The organism is Pantoea sp. EKM103V, assembly GCF_011800365.1.
Classification (GTDB): Bacteria; Pseudomonadota; Gammaproteobacteria; order Enterobacterales; family Enterobacteriaceae; genus Pantoea; species Pantoea anthophila.
In genome coordinates, this window is the sequence record NZ_JAALFQ010000001.1 from 129,615 (window position 1) to 154,415 (window position 24,801).

Consider the following 24,801-nt stretch of genomic DNA (forward strand, 5'->3'; position numbering starts at 1 on the left):
TATGAAAAACCCGGCTCAGGCCGGGTTTTTTGTTATCGAACCGGATGTCGTCTGGATGATTACGTTCTGGTTCCCTAAGCCTTTGAATTTATGAGTCGTCTGTAAGAGGGGTGCGGCTTTTGCGACTTTCCGATCTGACCCTGTTCCCTGAGCCAGCCCGATCTCAACACTACCACGGCAAACCGGCCTTTTATCAGCAACTCCCCAGCAGCGCTTCCAGCTCTGGCCGACTGGTGACCTTGCTGTCAATTTTGATATACGCGCTTTTCTCTTCCGGCACGATAAACACGGAGTTCACCCCTTTCTGCGCTTTCAGGCGCTGCTCCAGATTCGGCAAAGCCAGTGCCGCGTCACTCAGCACAATGCGCAGGCTGCTCACATAAGGGGGTTCCTGCATCGTCATACTGACAAACAGCCAGGCCGCAGCCACCATTGCGCCGACCATAAACACGGTCTGTGCATCGAAATGACCAAACACCCAGCCGCCCATGCTGCCGCCAACGGCCACGCCAAGGAACTGGCTGGTAGAGTAAATGCCCATCGCCGTTCCTTTGTAACCGGCAGGCGACTCTTTACTGATCAGCGAAGGGAGAATGGCTTCCATCAGATTGAAAGCGAAGAAGAAGAGCTGAACCCCAACGACCAGCGTCCAGAAATGGCCTTCCGCACCCCACAGCACGATCTCAGCAATAACGATCATCCCGACGCAGCCCACAAAGACGCGCTTCATGCGACGCTTCACTTCGGCATAAATGATGAACGGCACCACGCCCGCAAAGGCGATCAGCATGGTCGAGAGATAGACTTTCCAGTGTTCCGGAGCCGGGAAACCCGCCTGCTCAAACTGCCCCGGTAAGGCAACAAAGCTCGACATCAGCAGGATATGCAGACAGAAAATACCGATATTCAGCTTCACCAGGCGCGGATTCGCCAGCACCTTGCGAAAGCTGCCTTTGACCATGCCTGATTCACGATTCAGCACATGATGCGGAGTGGATGGCACCACCAGCAGCGTGATGACGATACCCAGCGAGGCCAGGATCGCAATCATCCAGAACAGTGCCTGCAGCCCTAACGCGTGCGTAACGACCGGACCGACGACCATCGCAATCGCGAAGGTGACACCAAAACTGATGCCGATAAAGGCCATCGCTTTGGTGCGGTTCTGCTCTCGCGTCAAATCGGAGAGCAGCGCCATCACGGCCGCGGCAATTGCGCCGGAGCCCTGCAGCGCACGGCCCAGAATAATGCCCCAGATAGAGTCCGTGCAGGCAGCAATAACGCTACCCAGAACAAACAGAAGCAGTCCGCCCACGATCAACGGCTTTCGCCCGATGCGATCGGAAAGCAGACCAAAAGGAATCTGAAAAATCGCCTGGGTCAGGCCATAGATACCAATCGCCAGGCCGATCAGCGTTTCACTCGCGCCCTGTAATGCCATGCCATAAGTGGTCAGTACCGGCAGGACCATAAACATTCCCAGCATGCGCAGGGAAAAGACCGTACCGAGGCCCCATGTGGCACGCAGCTCCACCGGAGTCATTTTATTATCGTTCATTCCAACCTCTGTTAATGTGCTGCATTTATTCTAGGGGGCGGGGCAGGGCGGGTAAAACAATAGTTTTTAAGCAGTCGTAACAAAAAGAAAGGGCGCGAAAATCGCGCCCTTTTCATGCTCTTACGGTGTCCGTTACCAGACGTAAGTCAGCAGGTCCTTCGAGGCCGGAGCCATCGAATCTACCGACATCATCACGCTCAGCGCGGTGATCGTCACGATAGAGAAGACAAACAGTTTACGTGCCCAGACACGATCGTCAGCGGTTTTATAACCGGATAACGCCATGCCCAGCCACCAGACGCTGACCGCAGCGGCCACCACCAGATATTTGTAGCCGGCATAGCCACCCAGCGTCAGCATCAGCGTGGCAATCATAAACGCCAGGATATAGAGCGTAATATGATTTTTTGCTACGGAGATCCCTTTCACCACCGGCAGTACCGGGATATTCGCCGCCTGGTAATCTTTAAAGCGGAAGATGGCAATCGCGTACGAGTGCGGCATCTGCCACAGGCTGAAGATCGCCAGCAGGATTAAGGCACCGGCATCAAACTCATTGGATACCGCACAGTAGCCGATAACCGGCGGTGCAGCACCCGACAGACTGCCAATCAGCGTACCGTAAACGGAGTGACGCTTCATGTAGAGACTGTAGATGCCCACGTAAACCACGAAGCCCATCACCGCCAGCCACATGGCCAGCGGATTTGCACCGAAGTAGAGCAACGCAAAGCCAGCAATACCCAGCACAGTGGCATAAACCAGGCTTACTTTCGCGGAGATAAGGCCTTTTACCAGCACCCGATTCCTGGTTCTCTCCATCTTGATGTCGATGTCGCGGTCGATCACGTTGTTGAAAACACAACCCGATGCAACCACCAGTGACACGCCCACCAGGGTGATGAGAAACAGGGCGTAATCCGTGTTGCCTTTAGAGGCCAGCAGGAATCCGCCGATCACAGAAATTAAATTCCCGAAAATAATTCCTGGTTTTGTAACTTGCAGGTATTGCTTAAACATTACGCGTGACTCTTTAGTGAGGCATCATGTTGTAGTTGAGGTTCCACATGATCCACAGTGAGCCTACTACGACAATCAGGATGATGATGGCCGAGAAAACAATGGCTACCATGTTCCAGCCACCCTCAGATTTGCTGTCTAAGTGCAGGAAGTAAACCAGGTGAACCAGCACCTGGATGACCGCACAGACCAGAACAACACCGAGGATAGTACCGTGAGATGCACTGCCATCCATGACCATCCAGAACGGGATCGCCGTCAGGATGATAGAGAGGATGAAGCCGATCATGTAGGACTTCACGCTACCGTGTGAAGCGCCATGTTCGTTAACAGAATGACTCATTACATGGCTCCCATCAGGTAAACAACGGTGAAGACGCAAATCCAGACCACGTCCAGGAAGTGCCAGAACAGGCTCAGACACATGATACGGGTGCGGTTAGTCGCGTTCAGGCCACGTTTAGAAATCTGGAACATCAGCACCAGCATCCAGATCAGACCCGAGGTCACGTGCAGACCGTGGGTACCGACCAGCGTAAAGAAGCCAGACAGGAAGCCACTGCGATCCGGACCAAAGCCTTCCGCAATCAGGTGATGGAATTCATAGATTTCCATGCCGATGAAGCCCAGACCAAACAGGAAGGTCAGCGCCAGCCAGCCGATAACGGCACCTTTTTGCTCCTTGTTCATGGAGATAACAGCCATGCCGTACGTGATGGAGCTCAGCAGCAGCAGGGCGGTTTCTACCAGAACAAACGGCAGCTCAAAGATATCTTTACCTGCCGGGCCACCGGCAGTGTTGTTAACCATGACGGCATAGGTCGCAAACAGGGTTGCGAAGATAATGCAGTCACTCATCAGGTAGATCCAGAAGCCAAAGACTTTATTGGCTCCTGCATCGTGATGCCCATGCTCCGCATGGGCGTCGTGGTGATGTTTAATCAGAGTTTCAGTTGACATTATTTCAGACCTGCTTTGCTGATTTCGTCAAAGTGCTGGTTTTCAATCTTCTGAACTTCAGCAACCGGAACGTAGTAATCCACGTCTTCGTCGAAGCTCTTCACGATCCAGGTAACGATCATGCCGAGGAATGAAAGACCTGCCAGCCACCAGATATGCCAGATCAGCGCGAAGCCCATTACCGTCGCGAACGCACAGATAACCAGTGCAGCACCGCTGTTTTTCGGCATATGAATCTCTTCATACGACTCCGGCTGCTTGTACGCTTCGCCTTTCTCTTTCATTTCCCAGAAAGCGTCACGCTCATGCACATGCGGGATGACAGCAAAGTTATAGAACGGTGGTGGTGAAGAGGTTGCCCACTCCAGCGTACGACCGCCCCACGGGTCACCGGTCAGATCACGGTTCTGGTCGCGGTCACGGACCGAAACGTAGAACATGGTCAGCTGACACAGGATACCCATTGCAATCAGACCTGCACCGACCGCAGCGACCACCAGCAGAGGGTGGAACTGTGGATCGATATCCTGGCTCAGACGACGGGTCATACCCATGAAGCCCAGCGCGTACAGCGGCATAAAGGCAACGAAGAAGCCAATGATCCAGAACCAGAAGGCGCGTTTGCCCCAGGTTTCGTTCAGGGTAAAGCCAAAGGCTTTCGGGAACCAGTAGGTCACGCCCGCCATACAACCGAAGACAACACCACCGATGATAACGTTATGGAAGTGTGCAATCAGGAACAGGCTGTTGTGCAGAATGAAGTCAGCACCCGGAACGGCCAGCAGTACGCCGGTCATACCCCCCACAGAGAAGGTTACCAGGAAGCCAACGGTCCACAGCATCGCAGAGTGCATCTGGATGCGACCCTGGTACATAGTGAACAGCCAGTTAAAGATTTTAACCCCGGTCGGAATCGCGATGATCATCGTCATGATACCGAAGAAGGCGTTAACGTTCGCACCCGCACCCATGGTGAAGAAGTGGTGGAGCCAGACGATGAACGACAGTACGGTGATCGCGATGGTCGCCCACACCAGTGAGGTGTAGCCAAACAGACGTTTTTTGGAGAAGGTCGCGGTAATTTCTGCGAACACACCAAAGACCGGCAGAACCAGAATATACACTTCCGGATGACCCCAGACCCAGATCAGGTTGACGTACATCATCATGTTCCCGCCCATTTCATTGGTGAAGAAATGGAAGCCGAGATAACGATCAAGGGTCAACAGCGCCAGGGTCACGGTCAGAACCGGGAACGCAGCGATGATCAGGACGTTGGTGCACAGCGCAGTCCAGGTAAAGACAGGCATTTTGAACAGGCTCATGCCCGGTGCACGCATCTTCAGGATGGTCACGAAGAAGTTAATACCGGTTAAGGTCGTACCGATACCGGAGAGCTGAAGACTCCAGATCCAGTAGTCGACCCCGACACCGGGACTGTACTCCGCGCCGGACAGTGGCGGATAAGCCAGCCAGCCGGTCTGCGCGAACTCGCCCACACCCAGCGACAGGTTAACCAGGATCACACCGACCGCGGTAAACCAGAAGCTCAGGTTGTTCAGGAACGGGAACGCAACGTCACGTGCACCAATCTGCAGCGGAACGGCGATGTTCATCAGGCCAACCACGAAAGGCATCGCCACGAAGAAGATCATAATGACGCCGTGCGCCGTAAAGATCTGGTCGTAGTGATGCGGTGGCAGAATGCCCGCTTCACCGGCCGACGCCATTACCTGTTGGGTACGCATCATGATGGCATCAGCAAAACCACGCAGCAGCATGACGAATGCCATGATGACGTACATGATACCCAGTTTTTTATGGTCGACAGACGTTAGCCATTCAGACCACAGATATTGCCATTTACCAAAATAGGTGATGGCGGCAACCAGTGCCAGACCACCTAAAATGATACCGGCGACCGTGACCATGATAATCGGCTCATGGTACGGCACTGCATCCAGTGTTAATTTTCCGAACATCGTATTATTCCTCGGCTCCCGCGGAAGCGGCGTGACTCATGTCCATACCTTCATGTTCAGGCATGTCCATCTTCCCGTGGCTGGTCATGAACTTAGCGATAACTTGCTTGAACAGTTCAGGATTCGCTGAAGAGAAATATTCCACCGGGTGGTTTTCGCTTGGTACAGCAACTTTCTCGAAATCTTCCATGGTGGTCAGCGTGTTAGGTGCTGCTTTAACTTTTGCTACCCACTGCTGGAATTCCGCATCGTCTTTGGTTGCAATGGCTTTGAACTTCATGCCAGAGAAACCGCGACCACTGAAGTTCGCAGAGATACCGTCGAAAGTCCCTGGCTCATTCGCAATCAGATGCAGCTTGGTCTGCATACCGGCCATCGCATAAATCTGGCTGCCGAGCGTTGGAATGAAGAAAGAGTTCATGACGGAGTTAGACGTGATTTTGAAGTTCACTGGCGTGTTTGCCGGGAAGGCAATCTGGTTCACGGTTGCAATACCCTGTTCCGGGTAAATGAACAGCCATTTCCAGTCCAGTGCAACCACATCGATCTCAACCGGTTTTACATCAGATTGCAGCGGTTTGCTGGGCTCCAGTGCATGGGTCGATTTCCAGGTCAGCACGCTGAGGAAGAGAATGATCAGGATCGGAATGGTCCAGACCACGGCTTCCACTTTGTTAGAGTGTGACCAGTTAGGGCTGTACTTCGCATTCGTGTTGGATGCCCGATATTTCCAGGCAAACACCACGGCCATCAGGACTGCGGGGATAACGACGATCAACATCAGGCCAAAGGCAGTCAGTATCAGCGAACGTTGCTCCAGTGCAATCTGTCCTTTGGGATTTAACAATGCACTATCGCAGCCACTCATTAATAAAGTGCCTGCAATTAATGACAAAATCCCCAAACTTTTATTGTATTTACTGAGTCTCATTTAACGACCTCAATGACAAAGGGCTCTATTGTCGTTTAAGTGTGCGCGCATTTTACGGGAAGGTTTATGCAGTGTAAACCAGCTTAAGGATGTGTCAGATGCGTGTTGACACCTTTTGCTAAGGGTGTCACAGATGTTGCGTCAGGTGACAAATAGTTAACGCAGACAAGCAGTTGGCACCAATATAACAAAAACCAATGGAAGTAACCGCAAAAAAATCAGGGAAAGGAATAACCCTTACTTTTAACGCCCAAATATTTAACAAGTCTGCATCATTTATGTGATGAAATTTAACTAAAGTAATTGCTCACCGGTTTTTAGTATTTCCGCTCCCCCTCCTCAGGCCATATTCTTATTTTCAAAAAATAACAGGCGATGATAAATGACGGCGGCCTGGTCCGTTGACAAAAAAATAAGCCGCAGCCGTTAACCCATCGATTTCACTTAAGCATCTGACGCGGGCAGGGCAGGCGCTCGTTTCAGTGCCCGGTAGTCGAGCAGCAGACCCGACAATACGGCCAGCAACGCGAGTACCATGCCAGTACCAAACAGAGGTGACAGCAGGGCAGCCAGCACAGTGAGCCCCAGCGCATCCAGCGCCAGCGCCACCAGCCAGAGTCCCAGCACGCCACAGCCTGCTGCAAACAGACGATTCGTCCAGCGATAGCCAAGAGGATAGTAGCTTCGTGTCAGGAATTTGCCACTCTGCTCGACCTGATTTAGCGTCTGACGGCAAAATGCCAGCAGCAACAGACCCGGCACGCCCGCCACGACGGTGAAGGCATAAAAGGCTGGCCAGCCCCAGAGTTCAACCAGCCAGCCCGCAGCCGGACCGACGTAAACCCGGCCCACCGCAGAAAGCGCTGACAGCAGGGCAAACTGGGTCGCGGAGAACGATTTGTTGCAGAGGGTCATCAACAGCGCCACAAAGGCGGCGGTGCCCATGCCGCCACAGAGGTTTTCCACAAAAACCGCGCTGGCCATGCTCCACAGCTGTTTATCCGTCACCGCCAGCAGCCAGTAACCGAAGTTTGAGACAGCCTGCAGCAGGCCGAAAATCATCAGTGCCCGGAACAGACTCAGGCGCTGCATGACGACACCTCCATAGAGCGCACCAATGATGGTCGCCAGCAGGCCCAGCGTCTTGTTAACCAGACCGACATCGCCAGCATTAAAGCCGACGCCGCGAATCAGAAAGGTGGTGGTCAGTGAGGCGGCAAAAGCATCGCCCAGCTTGTAGAGAATAATCAGGGTAATCAGCAGCCAGGCGTTATTGCGCTGAAAGAAATCTTTCAGCGGGTCGACGACAGCCTGACGCAGAGAGTGGGGCGTGGAAATATGGGTGTCCGGCTCGCTCGCCATCAGCGTGGCGATAATGCCTGGCACCATCATCAGCGCCATCAGCCAGTAGGTCGCCTGCCAGCCGAGATAACGGTCAGCCAGCCACAGCGCCAGCCCGCCTGAAATCAGCATCGCCAGCCGGTAACCCAGCACGGTTATCGCCGCGCCGCTGCCGCGCTCTTCAGGTGGCAGAATATCGGTTTTCCAGGCGTCAAAGACAATGTCCTGTGAGGCGGAGCAGAAGGCAATCAGCACCGCCAGAGCCGCCATCAGGGTCAGATCCCGGCTGGGTTGCAGAAACCCCATCGCCGCAATGCCCCCGACCAGCGCCAGCTGGCTGAGCAACAACCAGCCGCGACGCCGGCCCAGAAACGGCGGCGTGTAGCGGTCCATCATCGGCGACCAGAGAAACTTAAAGACATAGGCCTGGCCGACCAGCGAAAAGAAACCGATGGTTTTCAGATCGACATTGTCCACCGTCATCCACGCCTGCAACGTGCCGGATGTCAGGGCTAGCGGCAGGCCGGAGGCGAAACCGAGCAGCAGCAGTACGGCGGCATTTTTCTGGCTGAAGAGGCGAAGATAGTGGTTCATGCGGATCCTGCCGGTAACAAACACGATGCCCGGCATCATGCCGGGCAGAGGAGAGGCGAAATTAACGCGCGTTCTGTTTGATGAAGTCGTTGACGCTGGTGTCCTGTGCCATGTCTGCGATGACATCGCTCATGGTGGCGTTGACCGCGTTAGTAATCTTCTGGTTCGTTGCGCTGAACGCGCCTTCTACGCTGTAAGTCTGGCGGTAATTTTTAACCTGTTTGCTGCCGTTTTTGGCGGTAGCAATGATAGAGATGTCCGCTTTGGTGGTGATGCTGTAGCGCACGTTGCCCTGGGTAACGTCAGCATAGAGGTTGTTCACTACGATCTGCAGATCGACCGCGCCATTCGGTCCCACCATGTAGCCACGTGCCGTCATCTGTTTCTCCAGCACTTCCTGCAGCAGGAAACGCAGGTCGCGCGATGGTGTCAGGGTCACCAGCTGACCGTCACGGTTCACTTTTGCCAGCGCCTGATCCTGACGCTGATCGGCTCCGTTGATGCTGACGGTGACCGCCATCAGGCCCGGATCGCGCTGTGGCAGCTCAATCTTAGGCTGAATGGTAAGGGTATTATTGCTGGTTGCACAGCCGGCTAAAATGAACGCAGCCAACAGGGGGAATAACAGTTTTTTCAACATACTTTTTCTCGTTGGTGTCAGGGGGTTGGTTTGCAAAAATGGCGTTCATCATAGCATTGCCCGGCAGTGAAAAAAGCCCTGCGCCAGGGGAAATTGTCTCTGAAGATGTTTTGCGCGGGGTCACTGGTGGGTCTGTTTGCTGTTCGTTTCAGCTGCGTTATGATGCGCGCCGGAAGCTGGCCGACGCCTGAGCGAATATTTCGTGTCGGCTGACGGGTAAGCGCAGTAAAAGCGACTAAGATTGAATGAGATGGGGCACCGCGCTCGCCATTGAGGAGTAATAGCCATGATCCGCGAACAAATAGAAGAAAAGCTGCGTGTGGCATTTCAGCCAGCTCATCTGGAAGTGCATGACGAAAGTTACCGGCATAATGTGCCTGCCGGTTCCGAAAGTCACTTCAAAGTGGTCATTGTCAGCGACTGCTTTGCAGGCCAGCGCTTTCTGGCGCGTCACCGTCTGATTTATGGCGAACTGGCGGCAGAACTCGCCGGCAGCGTCCATGCCTTAGCCCTGCACACCTACACACTGAAAGAGTGGGAAGGATTGCAGGATACCGTGCTGGCTTCGCCGAACTGTCGTGGGGCCGGAACCCTCGCCTGATCTCCCTTCTCTGAAACGGCCTGCGGGCCGTTTTTTCGTTTATTTAGCGAAAAACGCGATCCCTGGCTCAAAAAAGCAGCAAAGCTGCTGAAAAGTGGTGAGTTACCATCCTCGACTCATTCCAGCGATGCCGCTATAATGCTGCGTCTATTTTTCCGGAATGTCTTCGGGACGCTTCTGGTAACAGGGATCAGGTTCTCTTCACGGAAGCCGTCCCGGTTGTTGGATACGGCGCATTTCACGATGTGTGGTGTCTGAAGTTGACCGAGCACGTGATTTTTTGAGGTAACAAGATGCAAGTTTCTGTAGAAACCACTCAGGGCCTGGGCCGTCGCATTACGATTACTGTCGCTGCTGACAGCATCGAAAGCGCAGTAAAAAAAGAACTGGTTGACGTTGCCAGGAAAGTTCGCATCGATGGTTTCCGTAAAGGCAAAGTGCCGATGAACATCGTCGCACAGCGTTACGGCGCTTCTGTCCGCCAGGACGTGCTGGGCGAGTTGATGACGCGCAACTTCGTTGACGCCATCATCAAAGAAAAAATCAACCCGGCTGGCGCACCTAACTACGTGCCAGGCGAGTACAAAGAAGGTCAGGATTTCACCTACGCGGTTGAGTTCGAAGTGTATCCGGAAGTTGAGCTGAAAGGCCTGGAAAACATCGAAGTCGAAAAACCTCTGGTTGAAGTTACCGATGCTGACGTTGACACCATGCTGGATACCCTGCGCAAGCAGCAGGCTAACTGGATTGAAAGCGACGCAGCGGCCGGTGCAGAAGATCGCGCGACCCTCGACTTCAACGGTTCCGTTGACGGCGAAGAGTTCGAAGGCGGCAAAGCCTCTGATTTCGTTCTGGCCATGGGCCAGGGCCGCATGATCCCAGGCTTTGAAGAAGGCATCGTGGGTCATAAAGCGGGCGAGACGTTCACCATTGACGTGAAATTCCCGGACGACTACCACGCAGAAACCCTGAAAGGGAAAGACGCGAAGTTCGAGATCGTGCTGAAGAAAGTTGAAACGCGCGAGCTGCCAGAACTGACTGAAGAGTTCATCAAACGTTTCGGCGTTGAAGATGGTTCTGTTGCCGGTCTGCGCACTGAAGTCCGTAAGAACATGGATCGTGAGCTGAAAGGCGCTATCCGTAACCGCATCAAATCACAGGCGATCGACGGTCTGGTTGCGGCTAACGAAATCGACGTTCCTGCTGCGCTGGTTGATAGCGAAATCGACGTTCTGCGTCGTCAGGCTGCACAGCGTTTTGGTGGCAACGAGCAGCAGGCGCTGGAACTGCCTCGCGAACTGTTCGAAGAGCAGGCGAAACGCCGTGTTGTTGTCGGCCTGCTGCTGGGCGAAGTGATTCGTACCCATGAGCTGAAAGCGGATGAAGCACGCGTTAACACCATGATCGAAGAGATGGCTTCTGCGTATGAAGATCCGCAGGAAGTGATCGAGTTCTACAGCAAGAATAACGAGCTGATGAACAACATGCGCAACGTTGCGCTGGAAGAGCAGGCGGTTGAAGCGGTCCTGGCGAAAGCGAAAGTGACCGAGAAAGAGACCAACTTCCAGGATCTGATGAACCAGACCGCTCAGGCCTGATCAGACCTTTAACGGTATGTGCTAAGCCCGCGACTGAAAAGTCGCGGGCTTTTTTGTTTTGACGCGCAGCACGCGATTCTTCCCCTCTATTTGCTTAATTAACCAGCAAATTATTCACGCATCGCTTTTTCCGGGTTAGCGAACAGGGAAAAGATTGTTATGCTTGAAACAGGCGTGCACTATCCCCAGATATAGGGAGTATGCAGGAAGAAGAGTGAGGCTGGCTGATTAACCGTCCTGAAGGTGTCGGAAAGAGACGTGACGTGGAGTTTCCCGCGCGTCTTTCGTAGAATCGGTACAGAATGTTGCCAATGAAATTTATCCAGGAGACGGTAATGTCATACAGTGGCGATCGTGAATATACTGCACCGCACAATGCGCTGGTGCCAATGGTTGTTGAACAGACTTCGCGTGGTGAGCGTTCTTACGACATTTACTCCCGTCTGCTGAAAGAGCGTGTGATCTTCCTGACCGGCCAGGTCGAAGACCATATGGCGAATCTGATCGTCGCGCAGATGCTGTTTCTGGAAGCGGAAAACCCGGAAAAAGATATCTATCTCTACATTAACTCACCGGGCGGCGTGATCACGGCTGGCATGTCGATTTACGACACCATGAAGTTCATCAAGCCGGACGTCAGCACCATCTGCATGGGCCAGGCCTGTTCCATGGGCGCTTTCCTGCTGACCGCGGGGACCAAAGGTAAACGTTTCTGCCTGCCAAACTCACGCGTCATGATCCACCAGCCGCTGGGCGGCTATCAGGGCCAGGCGTCAGACATTGAAATCCATGCGCGCGAGATCCTGAAGGTGAAACAGCGTATGAATGAGCTGATGGCTGAGCACACCGGTAAATCGCTGGAAGAAATTGAGCGCGACACCGAGCGTGACCGTTTCCTCTCTGCCAGTGAAGCGGTAGAGTATGGCTTAGTCGATTCAATTCTGACTCATCGCCAATAAGACCCGACTTACCCTTGTCCCTGGTCTATAGTTAACAGGACAACGGTACTATTATGGGTTGAATGAATTTCGGCCGTCACTGCACGGCCTGCGCCGTACGCAGGTACGGCCTGAGAACAAGAAGAGGTTAACTGATGACAGATAAGCGCAAAGACGGTTCAGGAAAGTTGCTGTACTGCTCTTTTTGCGGCAAAAGCCAGCATGAAGTGCGAAAGCTGATTGCCGGGCCGTCAGTGTATATCTGCGATGAGTGTGTTGACCTGTGCAACGACATCATTCGCGAAGAGATCAAAGAAGTTGCCCCGCATCGTGAACGCAGTGCGTTGCCAACCCCACATGAAATTCGCCATCACCTTGATGATTATGTCATCGGTCAGGAGAGAGCGAAGAAAGTGCTGGCGGTTGCGGTTTACAACCACTACAAACGTCTGCGCAATGGCGATACCAGCAACGGTATTGAGCTGGGCAAAAGTAACATTCTGCTGATTGGTCCGACCGGTAGTGGTAAAACGCTGCTGGCTGAGACGCTGGCGCGCCTGCTGGATGTGCCGTTTACCATGGCTGACGCCACCACGCTGACTGAAGCGGGTTATGTGGGGGAAGATGTCGAAAACATCATCCAGAAGCTGCTGCAGAAGTGTGACTATGACGTGCAGAAAGCGCAGCGCGGCATCGTCTACATCGATGAAATCGATAAAATTTCACGTAAGTCTGATAACCCGTCGATTACCCGTGACGTGTCAGGCGAAGGTGTTCAGCAGGCGCTGCTGAAGCTGATTGAAGGTACTGTGGCTGCGGTTCCACCGCAGGGCGGACGTAAGCATCCTCAGCAGGAATTTTTGCAGGTTGATACCTCTAAAATTCTCTTTATCTGTGGCGGCGCATTCGCCGGTCTGGACAAAGTGATCTCGCAGCGTGTTGAAACCGGATCCGGTATCGGCTTCGGCGCAACCGTGAAAGGGAAATCGCAGAAAGCCAGCGAAGGCGAACTGCTTTCACAGTGTGAACCTGAAGATTTAATCAAATTTGGTCTGATCCCTGAGTTCATCGGCCGTCTGCCTGTTGTGGCGACCCTGAGCGAGCTGAGTGAAGAAGCCCTGATTCAGATTCTGCGTGAGCCGAAGAACGCCCTGACCAAACAGTACCAGGCGCTGTTCAACCTGGAAGGCGTTGAGCTGGAGTTCCGTGACGAGGCATTAACCGCTATCGCGAAAAAAGCGATGTCACGTAAAACCGGTGCACGTGGTCTGCGTTCGATTGTTGAAGGTGCGTTACTGGAAACGATGTATGACCTGCCTTCTATGGATGACGTCGAAAAAGTAGTGATTGATGAGTCAGTTATTGACGGTCAGTCTGAACCGATGCTGATTTACGGTAAGCACGAAGCGCAGGCATCTGGCGAATAATTAAACAGATCGTCCACATTGTTATCTTAAAAAAGGGGAAAATGTTTCCCCTTTTGCTTTTCTCGCCTCTGTGACGTTGAATGTCAGACAATCATCCCCATATACTCAGATACCTGTGGGTTTAACTGCATACCTGCCTGATGCGGTTCCCATCACCTGGCGGACATTAAACAAAGAGAGAGCTCTATGAATCCTGAGCGTTCTGAACGCATTGAAATCCCCGTGTTGCCGCTGCGCGACGTGGTGGTTTATCCGCACATGGTAATTCCGTTGTTTGTTGGCCGGGAAAAATCAATTCGGTGCCTTGAAGCCGCAATGGATCATGATAAAAAAATCATGCTGGTCGCACAGAAAGAGGCTTCAACGGATGAACCTGGCATTAACGATCTCTTTTCAGTAGGGACCGTGGCATCAGTGTTGCAAATGCTGAAACTGCCGGATGGCACCGTCAAAGTTCTGGTCGAAGGTTTACAGCGCGCCCATATCACGACGCTGGCCGATAACGGTGACCATTTTGTGGCACAAGCTGAATACCTGGTTTCGCCGGAAATTGAAGAGCGCGAGCAGGAAGTGCTGGTGCGCACGGCGATCAACCAGTTTGAAGGCTACATCAAACTGAATAAAAAGATCCCACCTGAGGTCCTGACCTCACTGAACAATATTGACGATGCGGCGCGCCTTGCCGACACCGTTGCTGCACATATGCCACTGAAACTGGCAGACAAACAGTCTGTGCTGGAGATGTCCGACGTTAACGAACGTCTGGAATATCTGATGGCGATGATGGAATCTGAAATCGATCTGCTGCAGGTTGAGAAGCGTATTCGCAACCGTGTTAAAAAGCAGATGGAGAAGAGCCAGCGCGAGTACTATCTGAACGAGCAGATGAAGGCGATTCAGAAAGAGCTGGGCGAGATGGATGACGCGCCGGACGAATATGAAGCGTTAAAACGCAAAATCGACGCGGCAAAAATGCCGGAAGAGGCGCGTGAGAAAGCCGAAGCTGAGCTGCAGAAGCTGAAAATGATGTCTCCGATGTCGGCGGAAGCGACCGTGGTGCGTGGCTACATCGATTGGATGGTGCAGGTTCCGTGGAACGCACGCAGCAAAGTGAAGAAAGACCTGCGTAAAGCGCAGGAGACACTGGATACCGATCACTACGGCCTGGAGCGCGTGAAGGATCGTATTCTCGAGTATCTTGCGGTTCAGAGTCGCGTCAGCAAAATCAAAGGGCCGATTCTCTGCCTGGTCGGACCGCCAGGGGTAGGTAAAACGTCCCTCGGTCAGTCGATCGCCAAAGCGACCGGACGTAAATATGTGCGTATGGCACTGGGTGGCGTGCGTGACGAAGCGGAAATCCGTGGTCACCGTCGGACTTACATCGGCTCAATGCCGGGTAAACTCATTCAGAAAATGGCAAAAGTCGGGGTGAAAAACCCGCTGTTCCTTCTGGATGAAATCGACAAGATGTCCTCTGACATGCGTGGCGATCCGGCGTCGGCGCTGCTGGAAGTCCTCGATCCGGAACAGAACATTGCGTTCAACGATCACTATCTGGAAGTCGACTATGACCTCTCCGATGTGATGTTCGTGGCCACGTCGAACTCCATGAACATTCCGGCTCCGCTGCTTGACCGTATGGAAGTGATTCGTCTGTCGGGTTACACCGAAGATGAAAAACTGAACATCGCTAAGCAGCATCTGCTGCCGAAGCAGATTGAGCGTAACGCCCTGAAAGCCAGTGAGATTACGGTTGAAGACAGCGCCATCATCGGCATCATTCGCTACTACACCCGCGAAGCCGGGGTGCGTAGCCTTGAGCGTGAGCTGTCGAAATTGTGCCGTAAAGCGGTGAAGTCACTGCTGATGGACAAGACGAAAAAGCACATCACCATCGATGGCGAGAACCTTAAGGATTTCCTGGGCGTTCAGCGCTTCGACTATGGCCGTGCTGACAGCGAAAACCGCGTCGGTCAGGTGACCGGACTGGCGTGGACCGAAGTGGGCGGCGATCTGCTGACCATCGAAACCGCCTGTGTGCCGGGTAAAGGCAAGCTGACTTATACGGGGTCGCTGGGTGAAGTGATGCAGGAGTCGATTCAGGCTGCGCTGACCGTGGTGCGTGCCCGTGCCGAGAAGCTGGGCATCAATGGTGACTTCTACGAAAAACGTGATATTCACGTTCACGTTCCAGAAGGCGCGACGCCAAAAGATGGCCCAAGCGCCGGTATCGCGATGTGCACCGCGCTGGTCTCCTGTCTGACCGGTAACCCGGTGCGCGCCGATGTGGCGATGACCGGTGAGATCACCCTGCGTGGTCAGGTGCTGCCGATTGGCGGCCTGAAAGAGAAACTGCTGGCCGCGCACCGTGGTGGCATCAAAACCGTGCTGATCCCGGACGACAACAAGCGTGATCTGGAAGATATTCCTCAGAACGTGATTGCCGATCTGGCGATTCATCCGGTGAAACGCATTGAAGAGGTGCTGAATCTGGCACTGGAAAATGCGCCATACGGTATGCAGGTCGCAACAGCAAAATAGTGATTAGCGGCATAAACCGTTAAAAAGCGAAGCTGGCAAGGCAATTGACGCTTGCCAGCTTTTTTTTGTGCCGCTAATTTAGGTGGCTGCCGGCATGACGTTCTCAGAGAAATTCCGTTGTTTCGGCTCCACAGGCTTGATATAACTTGCTGCGCGTTCGTACCTGGCGGGAAGCCGGGGTACGATGTGAAATAATAAAAGAGGGGATGAAGAGAGTGAATAAGTCACAATTGATCGACAAAATTGCTGCTGATGCTGACATTTCTAAAGCGGCAGCGGGACGTGTTTTAGATGCATTTATGGGCTCTGTTTCTGATGCGCTGAAAGACGGTGATGAAGTGGCTCTGGTCGGTTTCGGTACTTTCTCTGTACGTGACCGTGCTGCGCGTACTGGCCGCAACCCGCAAACCGGTAAAGAGATCACGATCCCGGCCGGTAAAGTACCAGGTTTCCGTGCCGGTAAAGCCTTGAAAGACGCAGTCAATTAAGAATAACGAACAGATTCATTGACGCATTTTCTTCAGTGGATGAGAGGACGATGAACGCGTTCTCATGTAACATACGGGCACATCAATGAGATGTGCCTTTTTTGTTTTAATCGGTGAAAATCGGGCCGTTAGATGGACCTGGACCGGATTGATACTGCCAGCTAAGCCAGCAGTTGCGTGAGTCGCCAGCCAGAGGCGAAGGGCGACCGGGCTTTACATTCACACTACAGCGGAGTGTTGCCATACCATGATGGACAATTTACGCGCGGCGTCGAACCATGTCGTGCTCAAGATTATTTTGGGGCTGATTATCCTCTCCTTTGTGCTGACGGGCGTTGGCAACTATCTGATTGGCGGCAATAACGACTATGCGGCCAAAGTAAACGGTCAGGAGATTAGCCGCGCGCAGCTGGAGCAGGCGTTCAACAGCGAACGCAGCCGTCAGCAGCAGATGCTGGGTGACCAGTTCTCGCAGCTGGCCAGCAACGACGGTTACATGCAGCAGATGCGTCAGCAGGCGCTGTCTCAGTTAATCGACCGGGCGCTGCTTGACAGCTATATCAAAGATCTCCACCTCAGCATCAGTGACGATCAGGTCAAACAGGCTATCTTCAACCAGCAGGCTTTTCAGACCAACGGTAAATTCGATAATGCGAAATACCTCAATCTGATCGGCAGCATGGGTTTCAGTGCTGACCAGTATGCTGAAGCGCTGCGTAAACAGCTCTCCAATCAACAGCTGATCAATGCCGTTGCCAATACCGACTTCACGCTGAAAGGCGAAGCGAGCCGGCTGGTGGACCTGGTGTCACAGCAGCGTGATATCCGTCAGGCGACGCTGGATGTGAACGCGCTGGCGGCGAAACAGACCGTCACCGATGACGAAATCAGCCAGTATTATCAGCAGCATAAAAGCAGCTTTATGGCACCAGAGCAGTTCCGCGTCAGCTACATCCTGATGGATGCCGCCAGCATGCAGCAGGATGCCAGCGAGGCGGATATTCAGGCCTGGTACGATCAGCATAAAGCGGACTACACGCAGCCACAGCGTACCCGCTACAGCGTTATCCAGACGAAAACGGAAGCGGATGCTAATGCCGTTCTGGCTCAGCTGAAAGCGGGCGCCTCTTTCGCGGACGTGGCAAAAGCAAAATCCATTGACCCTATCTCCGCGCGTAAGGGCGGCGACATGGGCTGGCTGGAACCGTCAACCACGCCGGATGAGCTGAAAAATGCGGGCCTGACAGAGAAAGGCCAGATGTCGGGCGTGATCAAATCGTCAGTAGGCTTCCTGGTCGTGCGTCTTGACGATATCCAGGCAGAGCAGGTTAAGCCGCTGGCTGACGTTCACAGTGCGATTGCCGCGAAAGTGAAGCAGGAGAAGGGCGTTGATGCCTTCTACAAACTGCAGCAGAAAGTCAGCGAAGCGGCGAGCAACGATAATGAGTCACTGGCAGGTGCCGAACAGGCTTCCGGTCTGAAGGCGCAGGAGACCGGCTGGTTCAGTCAGGATTCACTGCCAGACGCGCTTAACTTTGATCCGGTGAAGCAGGCTATCTTCAACGGTGGCCTGGTGGGACAGAACGGTGCGCCGGGTAATAACTCCGATATCATCACAGTGGATGGCGACCGCGCTTTTGTGCTGCGTATCAGCGATCACAAACCGGAAGCGGTAAAACCGCTGGATCAGGTTAAGGCACAGATCACCGACACGCTGAAGCATGATAAAGCGACGCAGCAGGCGAAAGCCCAGGCGGACAAACTGCTGGATGCGCTTAAAGCCGGTAAGCAGGATGCGCTGACCGCAGCAGGCCTGACGCTGAGCGCCAGTAAAACGGTCGATCGCAACGTGCAGGATCCGGTGGCACAGGCTGCCTTTAATCTGCCTCAGCCTGCGGATAACAAACCATCATGGGGCGTGAGCGAAGATATGCAGGGCAACGTGGTGCTGGTGGCAGTGGATAAGGTGAAAACCGGCACCATGCCACAGGCGCAGATTGATGAAATGGTCAAAGGTGTCACGCAGAACAATGCCCAACTGACCTTTGAAGCGTTACTGCAAAATCTGCGCAAAGAGGCAAAAATCAAGTACGGCGCAGCCGCACAAATGCAGTAAGCCTCGCAGAAACCGCGAAATCACTGTAATAACCCAAGGCCGCATTCGCGGCCTTTTCCATTTCTGAAATCCCGCTTTTGTGCCTTGTGCACCGTCGTGACACGCTGTCGCTGCTGTTTACACACAAGGAGAAACACAGCATGGCTAAACATGAAGTCGTTGCCCTCTATCTCTCACTCGCGCTGGGCGGCGCGTTCTGCCACAGCAGCGTCGCTGCGGCCCCCGATCCTGCCAGCACGTCCATCAGCCAGAACGCATTGCCTGCGCCGGAAAAAGCGATCAGCGACGTTGCTCAGCCGGGTCAGGTCAGCATCAACAATGCGACGGCGGAACAGCTCTCTGCCGTGATGAACGGCGTGGGGCTGAAAAAGGCCCAGGCCATTGTCAGCTATCGCGAACAGTACGGACCGTTCAGCGCGATCCAGCAACTCAGCGAAGTGCCGGGGATCGGGAATGCGCTGATAGAACGTAATGCAGACCGGCTGAAATTGTGAGGCAGTACGCATCTGTGATGCATAACCCGCGCTGAACCGGCGGCTCTGCTAAAGTGAACAGGTCCAACCAGTTCACCCAAAGCAGGAGAGCATGACCATGCAGACCACGATAAAAGTGCGCGGCTACCATCTGGATGTCTATCAGCACGTTAACAATGCGCGTTATCTTGAATTTCTTGAGGAGGCGCGCTGGCAATGGCTGGAAGAGGCTGAAGCATTCCACTGGCTGCAGGAGCAGAAACTGGCGTTTGTGGTGGTCAATATTAACATCAACTACCGTCGCCCGGCCGTACTGGGCGACGTACTCACCATCGACAGTGAGATTACGCAGTTAAATGGCAGGAGTGGCGTCATCGCGCAGCGGGTGCTGCTGGCAGGCCAGGAAACAGTGGTTGCCGATGCTGCGCTGACCTTTGTCTGCATCGATTTGCGCACCCAGAAGGCGGTCACCCTGGAAGGGGCGTTGCGGGAGCGACTGATGCGTCTGATGGCATGAGAGAAAAAAGGCGGCAAATCCGATCGCTGCCGCCATCACTGTCGGCCTCAGTTAAGGCCGCTCTTTGCTTTCATTGCGGCCATCACGCCCGCACGATCGCTGAGATAACCCTGCAAGCCGTTGGCCCGTAAATGACAGGCTGCACACTCACCGCAGCCGTCTCCTTTCACGCCGTTATAGCAGGTCAGCGTCTCTTCGCGAATCAGCGGCAGTTGCTGCCAGTAGTCCGCCAGCGCCCAGGTTTCCGCCTTATTGAGCCACATCAGCGGCGTCTCGAAGCGGAGAGAGCGCGCCATGCCCAGCGTGACCGCCTGGTTCATGGCTTTGACAAACTCATCGCGGCAATCGGGATAGCCGGAAAAATCGGTTTCGCAGACGCCCGTGATCACCGCTTCGGCCTCTACCTGATAGGCATAAACCGAGGCCAGCGTCAGAAAGAGAATATTGCGACCCGGCACAAAAGTACTCGGTAATCCGGTGGCATCAGGATTGTAGGCGGGTACCGGAATGCTATCGCGCGTCAGGCTGCTGACGGCGAGTTCGTTCAGCATGGTGACATCCAGCACTTTATGTGCGCGCGCACCCAGCCTGATAGCCAGATCCCGGGCCACCTCAATCTCTTCCCGATGGCGTTGTCCGTAATCGAAGGTGACGCAGTGCACCTCATCATAAAGTGCTAAAGCCTGAACCAGGCAGGTCGTGGAATCTTGTCCACCGCTGAAAACAACAACAGCGCGTTTCATGGCATTTCCCTGATAAGTAATTTTGCGCTTATGGTAATGCCTCATTCCGCCGCTGAACAGCTGCACGGCGGATCAATCGGCGGTGGAATCCATGCGCGGCTGAAATCGAACCAGCCCAGCGCATTGAGTTCAATCCCTTCGACGCCGGGCGGCGCGTAGATTTGGTAGCGATAGTTAAACAGCGGCAGCAGAATGCCGTCCGTCATCAGCTGATGATAAAGCTGATGCAGCGCGCGGGAGCGGGCCTCACCGTCAGCAATCTGCTGGATAGCCAGCAGCTGTCTCTGTACCGCTTTGCCCTGCAGGGTCGCTGACAGAGGCCGCCACAGCGGGTCCAGTGCCAGCCAGTTCGCCAGTGTAAACACCGGGGCATCGCCAATCAGTCGATCGCCCATCACCAGGTCGGCCTCATCAAGCTGATGAATGGTTTGCCAGCTTTTGACCGGATGAAAAAACACCTGGAGGTGACAGCCATGCTGCCTGAGTAATTCACATAACGCCTGCGCCATCTGATGCAGCTCAACCGGCAGCTGATAGTGGAGTGTCAGCGTGGCGGGCAGGGGGCCAGGCACTGCCTCGATCGGCGGCACCGGCCAGCCAGGCAGCAGCTCGTTGCTGGGCGTAATTAAGCCTTCATCAAGAGGCAGCTGGCTGACGATGCCGCTTTGCTGGATCAGATGGAAAACGCAGCGCGCCTGTTCGGCAGTAAATCCGTCACGCGGGCGGCAGAGCAGATAGCAGAAACCGAGACTGATGCTGTTGCTGACCGGTTGCAGCGTCTTAAGCTCGGCGGCATCGCCGATGGCGATCTGCACCGGATGACGACAGCTGCTGCCCAGGCGGGGGTCGAACAGTTGTGGCGTAATCCAGTACTCCACGGCCTGCAACAGTGGACGCTGCAGGTGCCACTGCGCATGACTCTCCATCCTGACCAGTTCAGGGCTGAAGTGACGCAGTTTCCACGGACCGCTGCCGATGGCGGGATGATCGGGATGGGGCAGCAGGCACAGCAGATGTGCCAGCCGGTGCGGTAGCCAGAAATCAGGTTGCCGCAGCACAAAACGCAGGGCCAGCGGATGCTGCGCTTCCACGCTCTCCACGTCGGCCAGCAGCAGTGCGACGCGCGGTTCCTGCAACAGCTGACGAAACTGCGACACCAGTTGTTCCGCCTGAACCGGCTCGTCGTTGTGCCACCTCAGCTGAGGCCGTAACCAGAATAGCCAGTGACATCCCGTTTCATCGTGCTGCCAGTGATGAGCCAGATCGCCGACCGGTGCATCCTGCTCAAAGCGGGTCAGGCCGGAGTAGATCTGGCGTACCAGATGCTGTTCAGCCCGACCGGTAATCTGATGCGGCGCTGTGCTCTCCATCGGGCGATAGTAGGGGATGCGCAGCACCGGCGTATCGTTCTGCCACTGTCCCCCCATCATCGGCCGCAGCAGAGTCATCAGCCGCTCCGGCGGCAGATCCAGCAGCTGCAAGGCGTCTGCCGCCGCGCCGGTATCGAGCTGCCGTTGCAGCAGCTGCTGGCGTAACGCTTCAGGCGTGCGCAGAAAAGTGACGTGGCCCTGCTTACCCCGGCCCGCTTCACCCCGCCAGCTGAGCCAGCCCGCCTGCTGCCAGTGTGACAGCAGCGTGCGCAGATGACGCTCGCTGCAGATGCAGTGACGGGCCATCTCCGCCACGCAGGTCTGCTGAGGCGCCCCCTGACTCTGCTGCCACAGGCGCTGAAACTGATGAATACGGTGAAGTTCGCGCATCATAAACCCGGAACAATTTTTTAAAAGTATTCACTATTAGTTCCGTAATTAACAGGCAATAGTGGGACTCATCTTTTCAGCAGGAGGAGAGTCATGATGCGTTTAGCCGCGTTCGATATGGATGGCACATTGCTGTTGCCGAATCACCAGCTGGGACAGCAGACACTGGAGAGTCTTCAGGCGTTACATTTACGGGGTCTTCATCTCGCGCTGGCGACGGGCCGCCACCTGCTGGAGATGCAGATTCTGCGGGAAAAAATGATTCTGCCCGCCTGGCTTATCACGGGGAATGGCACCCGCATACATGACCGGCAGGGTACGCGGCTGTTTGGATGCGATCTGCCTTCTGCCGTCGCCGAAGAGGTAATCCATCGTCACTGGGAGACGACTGCCACGATGCACATCTTTAACGACCAGGGCTGGTTTACCGACCGGCCGCAGCCTGAACTGCTGGTGGCGCATCAGATGAGCGGATTTGGTTATCAGCTGTGCGACCTTAAAACGCTGCCCGCGCATCAGGTAACAAAAATCTGCTTCATCGATCGGCATCAGCACCTGTGTCAGCTTAAAACGCAGCTGGATGCCGTGCTGGGCGATCAGGTCAACATCTGTTTCTCTGCGGAGGATTGTCTGGAAGTGTTGCCCGCAAACTGCAACAAGGGCAGCGCGCTGGCGCTGCTGTGTGACCACCTCTCCCTGACCATGGCGGAGTGTATGGCATTCGGGGATGCGATGAACGATCGCGAGATGCTGGCTCAGGCCGGGCAGGGTTTCATCATGGGCAATGCGATGGCGCAGTTAAAGAGGGCGCTTCCGCATCTGCCGGTGTTAGGGCATTGCGGGACACAGGCGGTGTCCCATTATTTGAATCACTGGCTGGCGACACCCCACCTCGCGTATTCCCCCGAATGCTGAGGATTGCCGTGAACCGGACTGGAAGTCCGGTTTTTTACGCCAGCTCGCGCTGCCACGGCGTGATATCACCGATATGTTTTGCCACCCATTCCGGCTGATAGTAGCTGTCGGGATAGCGTTCACCACTGTCACATAACAGCGTGACCAGCGCGCCCGACTGATTTGCCGCCCGTAAGCGTTTCGCCACCTGCATCATGCCCCAGAAGTTGGTGCCGGTAGAGGCACCCGGCTTGCGTCCCAGAATCTTTTCCAGTTTCAGCATCGCGGCCAGCGTTGCGCCGTCCGGCACTTTGATCATTTCGTCAATCACATCGGGCATAAATGATGGCTCGACCCGCGGACGGCCAATCCCCTCGATCAGGCTGCCACGGGTGCTGGTCAGGGTGGCATCACGCTGCTGCCAGTAATCGAAAAACACCGAGTGCTGGGGATCGACCACCAGCAGTTTCGTTTCGAGTCCCTGATAGCGGATATAGCGCCCCAGCGTGGCGGAGGTGCCGCCGGTGCCCGCACTCATAATCACCGTATGAGGGATCGGATAGGGTTCATGCTGCATCTGACGGAAAATGCTCTCCGCGATGTTATTATTGCCGCGCCAGTCCGTTGCACGCTCAGCATAGGTAAACTGATCCATAAAGTGGCCGTTCAGTTCACGCGCCAGCCGCTCAGATTCCGCGTAGAGCTGGCAGGGATCCTCGACAAAATGACACCGCCCGCCATAAAAGGCGATCTGCTCAATTTTCCGTTTTGCCGTACTGGCTGGCATCACCGCAATGAAGGGCAGTCCCAGCAGCCGTGCGAAGTAGGCCTCAGAAACAGCCGTGCTGCCTGACGAGGCTTCAATAATCGGCGTATCCTGTTTAATCCAGCCGTTAGAGAGGCCATAAAGAAACAGGGAGCGCGCCAGGCGATGCTTCAGGCTGCCGCTGGGATGGGTACTCTCATCTTTCAGGTAGAACCAGATGCCGGGAAAATCCGCCAGATCGAAACGGATCAGATGCGTCTCGGCCGATCGCTGAAAATCGGCGGTAATTTCGTTGATAGCGTGGCGAATCCAGCAGGTCTGCATCTCAGTCATCCGGTTATAAACAGTCCGGCTATTTTATGGCACGTGCAGGAAAAAGAGATTGCAAAATTACCGCTAAAATCGCGTTAATGGAGAAAATGATTCTCCCGGAGGCGCGAATGTTAGACAAAACTGACCTTAAGCTGCTTGCGCTGCTGCAGCAGGACTGCACGCTGTCGCTGCAGGCACTGGCAGATGCCGTCAATCTCACGACCACCCCCTGCTGGAAGCGACTGAAAAAACTGGAAGATGATGGCATTATTCGCGCGCGGGTGGCGTTACTGGACGGTGACAAAATCGGCCTGTCACTGACGGCGTTTATGTTTGTTAAAACCCAGCAGCACAGCCGTGACTGGTATCAGGCCTTTGTCTCGGTGGTCAATAGCATGCCGGAGGTGATGGCCTTTTACCGCATGGCAGGCGAGTATGACTACCTGCTGCGCATTCAGGTGGCCGACATGAAAAGCTATGATGCTTTCTATAAGCGATTAGTCAACGGCGTGCCCGGCCTGATCGATGTGACCTCCAGCTTCGCCATGGAAGAGATTAAATACACCACGGCTTTACCCGTTGCCCCTCTGGGGGCCTGAGA

General features: G+C 54.5%; 22 protein-coding genes. 11 read left to right on the forward strand and 11 right to left on the reverse strand.

The annotated features are described in order from the left end of the window. Window positions 1-193 precede the first annotated feature (193 nt). The 8 genes from HFD97_RS00655 to HFD97_RS00690 form a co-directional block, all read right to left on the reverse strand. A complete protein-coding gene (locus HFD97_RS00655) occupies window positions 194-1,558 on the reverse strand; it encodes an MFS transporter (RefSeq protein ID WP_167431168.1) in 1,365 nt (454 codons plus the stop codon). Between the two features lie 132 nt (window positions 1,559-1,690). Then, the gene (gene cyoE / locus HFD97_RS00660; protein WP_009091722.1) at window positions 1,691-2,578 is read right to left on the reverse strand and encodes a heme o synthase; all 888 of its coding nucleotides are present in this window, start codon (window positions 2,576-2,578) and stop codon (window positions 1,691-1,693) included. Window positions 2,579-2,591: 13 nt separating this feature from the next. Continuing rightward, on the reverse strand, window positions 2,592-2,921 hold the full coding sequence (locus HFD97_RS00665) for a cytochrome o ubiquinol oxidase subunit IV (RefSeq protein ID WP_008924889.1): 330 nt from the start codon (window positions 2,919-2,921) through the stop codon (window positions 2,592-2,594). Continuing rightward, a complete protein-coding gene (locus tag HFD97_RS00670; RefSeq protein ID WP_009091720.1) occupies window positions 2,921-3,538 on the reverse strand; it encodes a cytochrome o ubiquinol oxidase subunit III in 618 nt (205 codons plus the stop codon). The genes HFD97_RS00665 and HFD97_RS00670 overlap by 1 nt, the downstream gene beginning before the upstream one ends. Continuing rightward, complete coding sequence (gene cyoB, locus HFD97_RS00675; protein ID WP_167431167.1) at window positions 3,538-5,520, reverse strand: cytochrome o ubiquinol oxidase subunit I; 1,983 nt, start codon at window positions 5,518-5,520, stop codon at window positions 3,538-3,540. Before cyoB ends, HFD97_RS00670 begins: the two co-directional genes overlap by 1 nt. A 4-nt stretch (window positions 5,521-5,524) precedes the next feature. Further along, a complete protein-coding gene (gene cyoA / locus HFD97_RS00680; RefSeq protein WP_046101354.1) occupies window positions 5,525-6,451 on the reverse strand; it encodes a cytochrome o ubiquinol oxidase subunit II in 927 nt (308 codons plus the stop codon). A gap of 444 nt (window positions 6,452-6,895) precedes the next feature. Continuing rightward, the gene (gene ampG, locus HFD97_RS00685) at window positions 6,896-8,386 is read right to left on the reverse strand and encodes a muropeptide MFS transporter AmpG (protein ID WP_140923312.1); all 1,491 of its coding nucleotides are present in this window, start codon (window positions 8,384-8,386) and stop codon (window positions 6,896-6,898) included. Window positions 8,387-8,447: 61 nt separating this feature from the next. Further along, on the reverse strand, window positions 8,448-9,026 hold the full coding sequence (locus HFD97_RS00690) for a lipoprotein (protein ID WP_009091711.1): 579 nt from the start codon (window positions 9,024-9,026) through the stop codon (window positions 8,448-8,450). A 286-nt stretch (window positions 9,027-9,312) separates the two neighbouring features. Between HFD97_RS00690 and bolA the strand changes: the two genes are divergently transcribed. The 9 genes from bolA to HFD97_RS00735 all read left to right on the forward strand — a co-directional run bounded on the left by bolA (window position 9,313) and on the right by HFD97_RS00735 (window position 19,725). Continuing rightward, entirely contained in the window at window positions 9,313-9,627 is a 315-nt protein-coding gene (gene bolA, locus HFD97_RS00695) for a transcriptional regulator BolA (RefSeq protein WP_008924895.1), read from the forward strand. A 293-nt stretch (window positions 9,628-9,920) separates the two neighbouring features. Next, window positions 9,921-11,225, forward strand: coding sequence for a trigger factor (tig, locus tag HFD97_RS00700; protein WP_009091709.1), 1,305 nt, complete (start codon window positions 9,921-9,923; stop codon window positions 11,223-11,225). A 335-nt stretch (window positions 11,226-11,560) separates the two neighbouring features. After that, window positions 11,561-12,184, forward strand: a complete 624-nt coding sequence (gene clpP, locus HFD97_RS00705; protein ID WP_009091707.1) for an ATP-dependent Clp endopeptidase proteolytic subunit ClpP — start codon at window positions 11,561-11,563, stop codon at window positions 12,182-12,184. 134 nt (window positions 12,185-12,318) lie between these two features. Continuing rightward, window positions 12,319-13,590, forward strand: a complete 1,272-nt coding sequence (gene clpX, locus HFD97_RS00710) for an ATP-dependent protease ATP-binding subunit ClpX (protein ID WP_009091705.1) — start codon at window positions 12,319-12,321, stop codon at window positions 13,588-13,590. A 186-nt stretch (window positions 13,591-13,776) separates the two neighbouring features. Further along, window positions 13,777-16,131 (forward strand): endopeptidase La, encoded by a 2,355-nt coding sequence (gene lon, locus HFD97_RS00715; RefSeq protein ID WP_046101355.1) that lies wholly within the window; start codon window positions 13,777-13,779, stop codon window positions 16,129-16,131. Window positions 16,132-16,346: 215 nt separating this feature from the next. Continuing rightward, window positions 16,347-16,619 (forward strand): nucleoid-associated protein HU-beta, encoded by a 273-nt coding sequence (gene hupB / locus HFD97_RS00720; protein ID WP_009091701.1) that lies wholly within the window; start codon window positions 16,347-16,349, stop codon window positions 16,617-16,619. Between the two features lie 247 nt (window positions 16,620-16,866). After that, window positions 16,867-18,735 carry a peptidylprolyl isomerase gene (gene ppiD, locus HFD97_RS00725; protein WP_046101356.1) on the forward strand — a complete coding sequence of 623 codons (1,869 nt, stop codon included), beginning with the start codon at window positions 16,867-16,869 and terminating at the stop codon, window positions 18,733-18,735. A 140-nt stretch (window positions 18,736-18,875) separates the two neighbouring features. After that, entirely contained in the window at window positions 18,876-19,229 is a 354-nt protein-coding gene (locus tag HFD97_RS00730; RefSeq protein WP_167431166.1) for a helix-hairpin-helix domain-containing protein, read from the forward strand. Window positions 19,230-19,326: 97 nt separating this feature from the next. Next, entirely contained in the window at window positions 19,327-19,725 is a 399-nt protein-coding gene (locus HFD97_RS00735) for a thioesterase family protein (protein WP_009091695.1), read from the forward strand. A 47-nt stretch (window positions 19,726-19,772) separates the two neighbouring features. Here HFD97_RS00735 and queC read toward each other — a convergent pair whose 3' ends face one another. Next, entirely contained in the window at window positions 19,773-20,468 is a 696-nt protein-coding gene (gene queC, locus HFD97_RS00740; protein WP_167431165.1) for a 7-cyano-7-deazaguanine synthase QueC, read from the reverse strand. Window positions 20,469-20,509: 41 nt separating this feature from the next. Continuing rightward, window positions 20,510-22,228: an SgrR family transcriptional regulator gene (locus HFD97_RS00745; RefSeq protein ID WP_167431164.1), complete on the reverse strand. Its 1,719-nt coding sequence runs from the start codon at window positions 22,226-22,228 to the stop codon at window positions 20,510-20,512. 93 nt (window positions 22,229-22,321) lie between these two features. Between HFD97_RS00745 and cof the strand changes: the two genes are divergently transcribed. Then, on the forward strand, window positions 22,322-23,143 hold the full coding sequence (gene cof, locus HFD97_RS00750) for an HMP-PP phosphatase (RefSeq protein ID WP_167431163.1): 822 nt from the start codon (window positions 22,322-22,324) through the stop codon (window positions 23,141-23,143). 34 nt (window positions 23,144-23,177) lie between these two features. Here the strand turns inward: cof and HFD97_RS00755 are convergent, their stop codons facing one another. Then, window positions 23,178-24,212 carry a PLP-dependent cysteine synthase family protein gene (locus tag HFD97_RS00755; protein ID WP_167431162.1) on the reverse strand — a complete coding sequence of 345 codons (1,035 nt, stop codon included), beginning with the start codon at window positions 24,210-24,212 and terminating at the stop codon, window positions 23,178-23,180. Window positions 24,213-24,328: 116 nt separating this feature from the next. Here HFD97_RS00755 and HFD97_RS00760 point away from each other — a divergent pair, with 116 nt between their 5' ends. Next, window positions 24,329-24,799 carry an Lrp/AsnC family transcriptional regulator gene (locus HFD97_RS00760; RefSeq protein WP_154928011.1) on the forward strand — a complete coding sequence of 157 codons (471 nt, stop codon included), beginning with the start codon at window positions 24,329-24,331 and terminating at the stop codon, window positions 24,797-24,799. Window positions 24,800-24,801 lie beyond the last annotated feature (2 nt).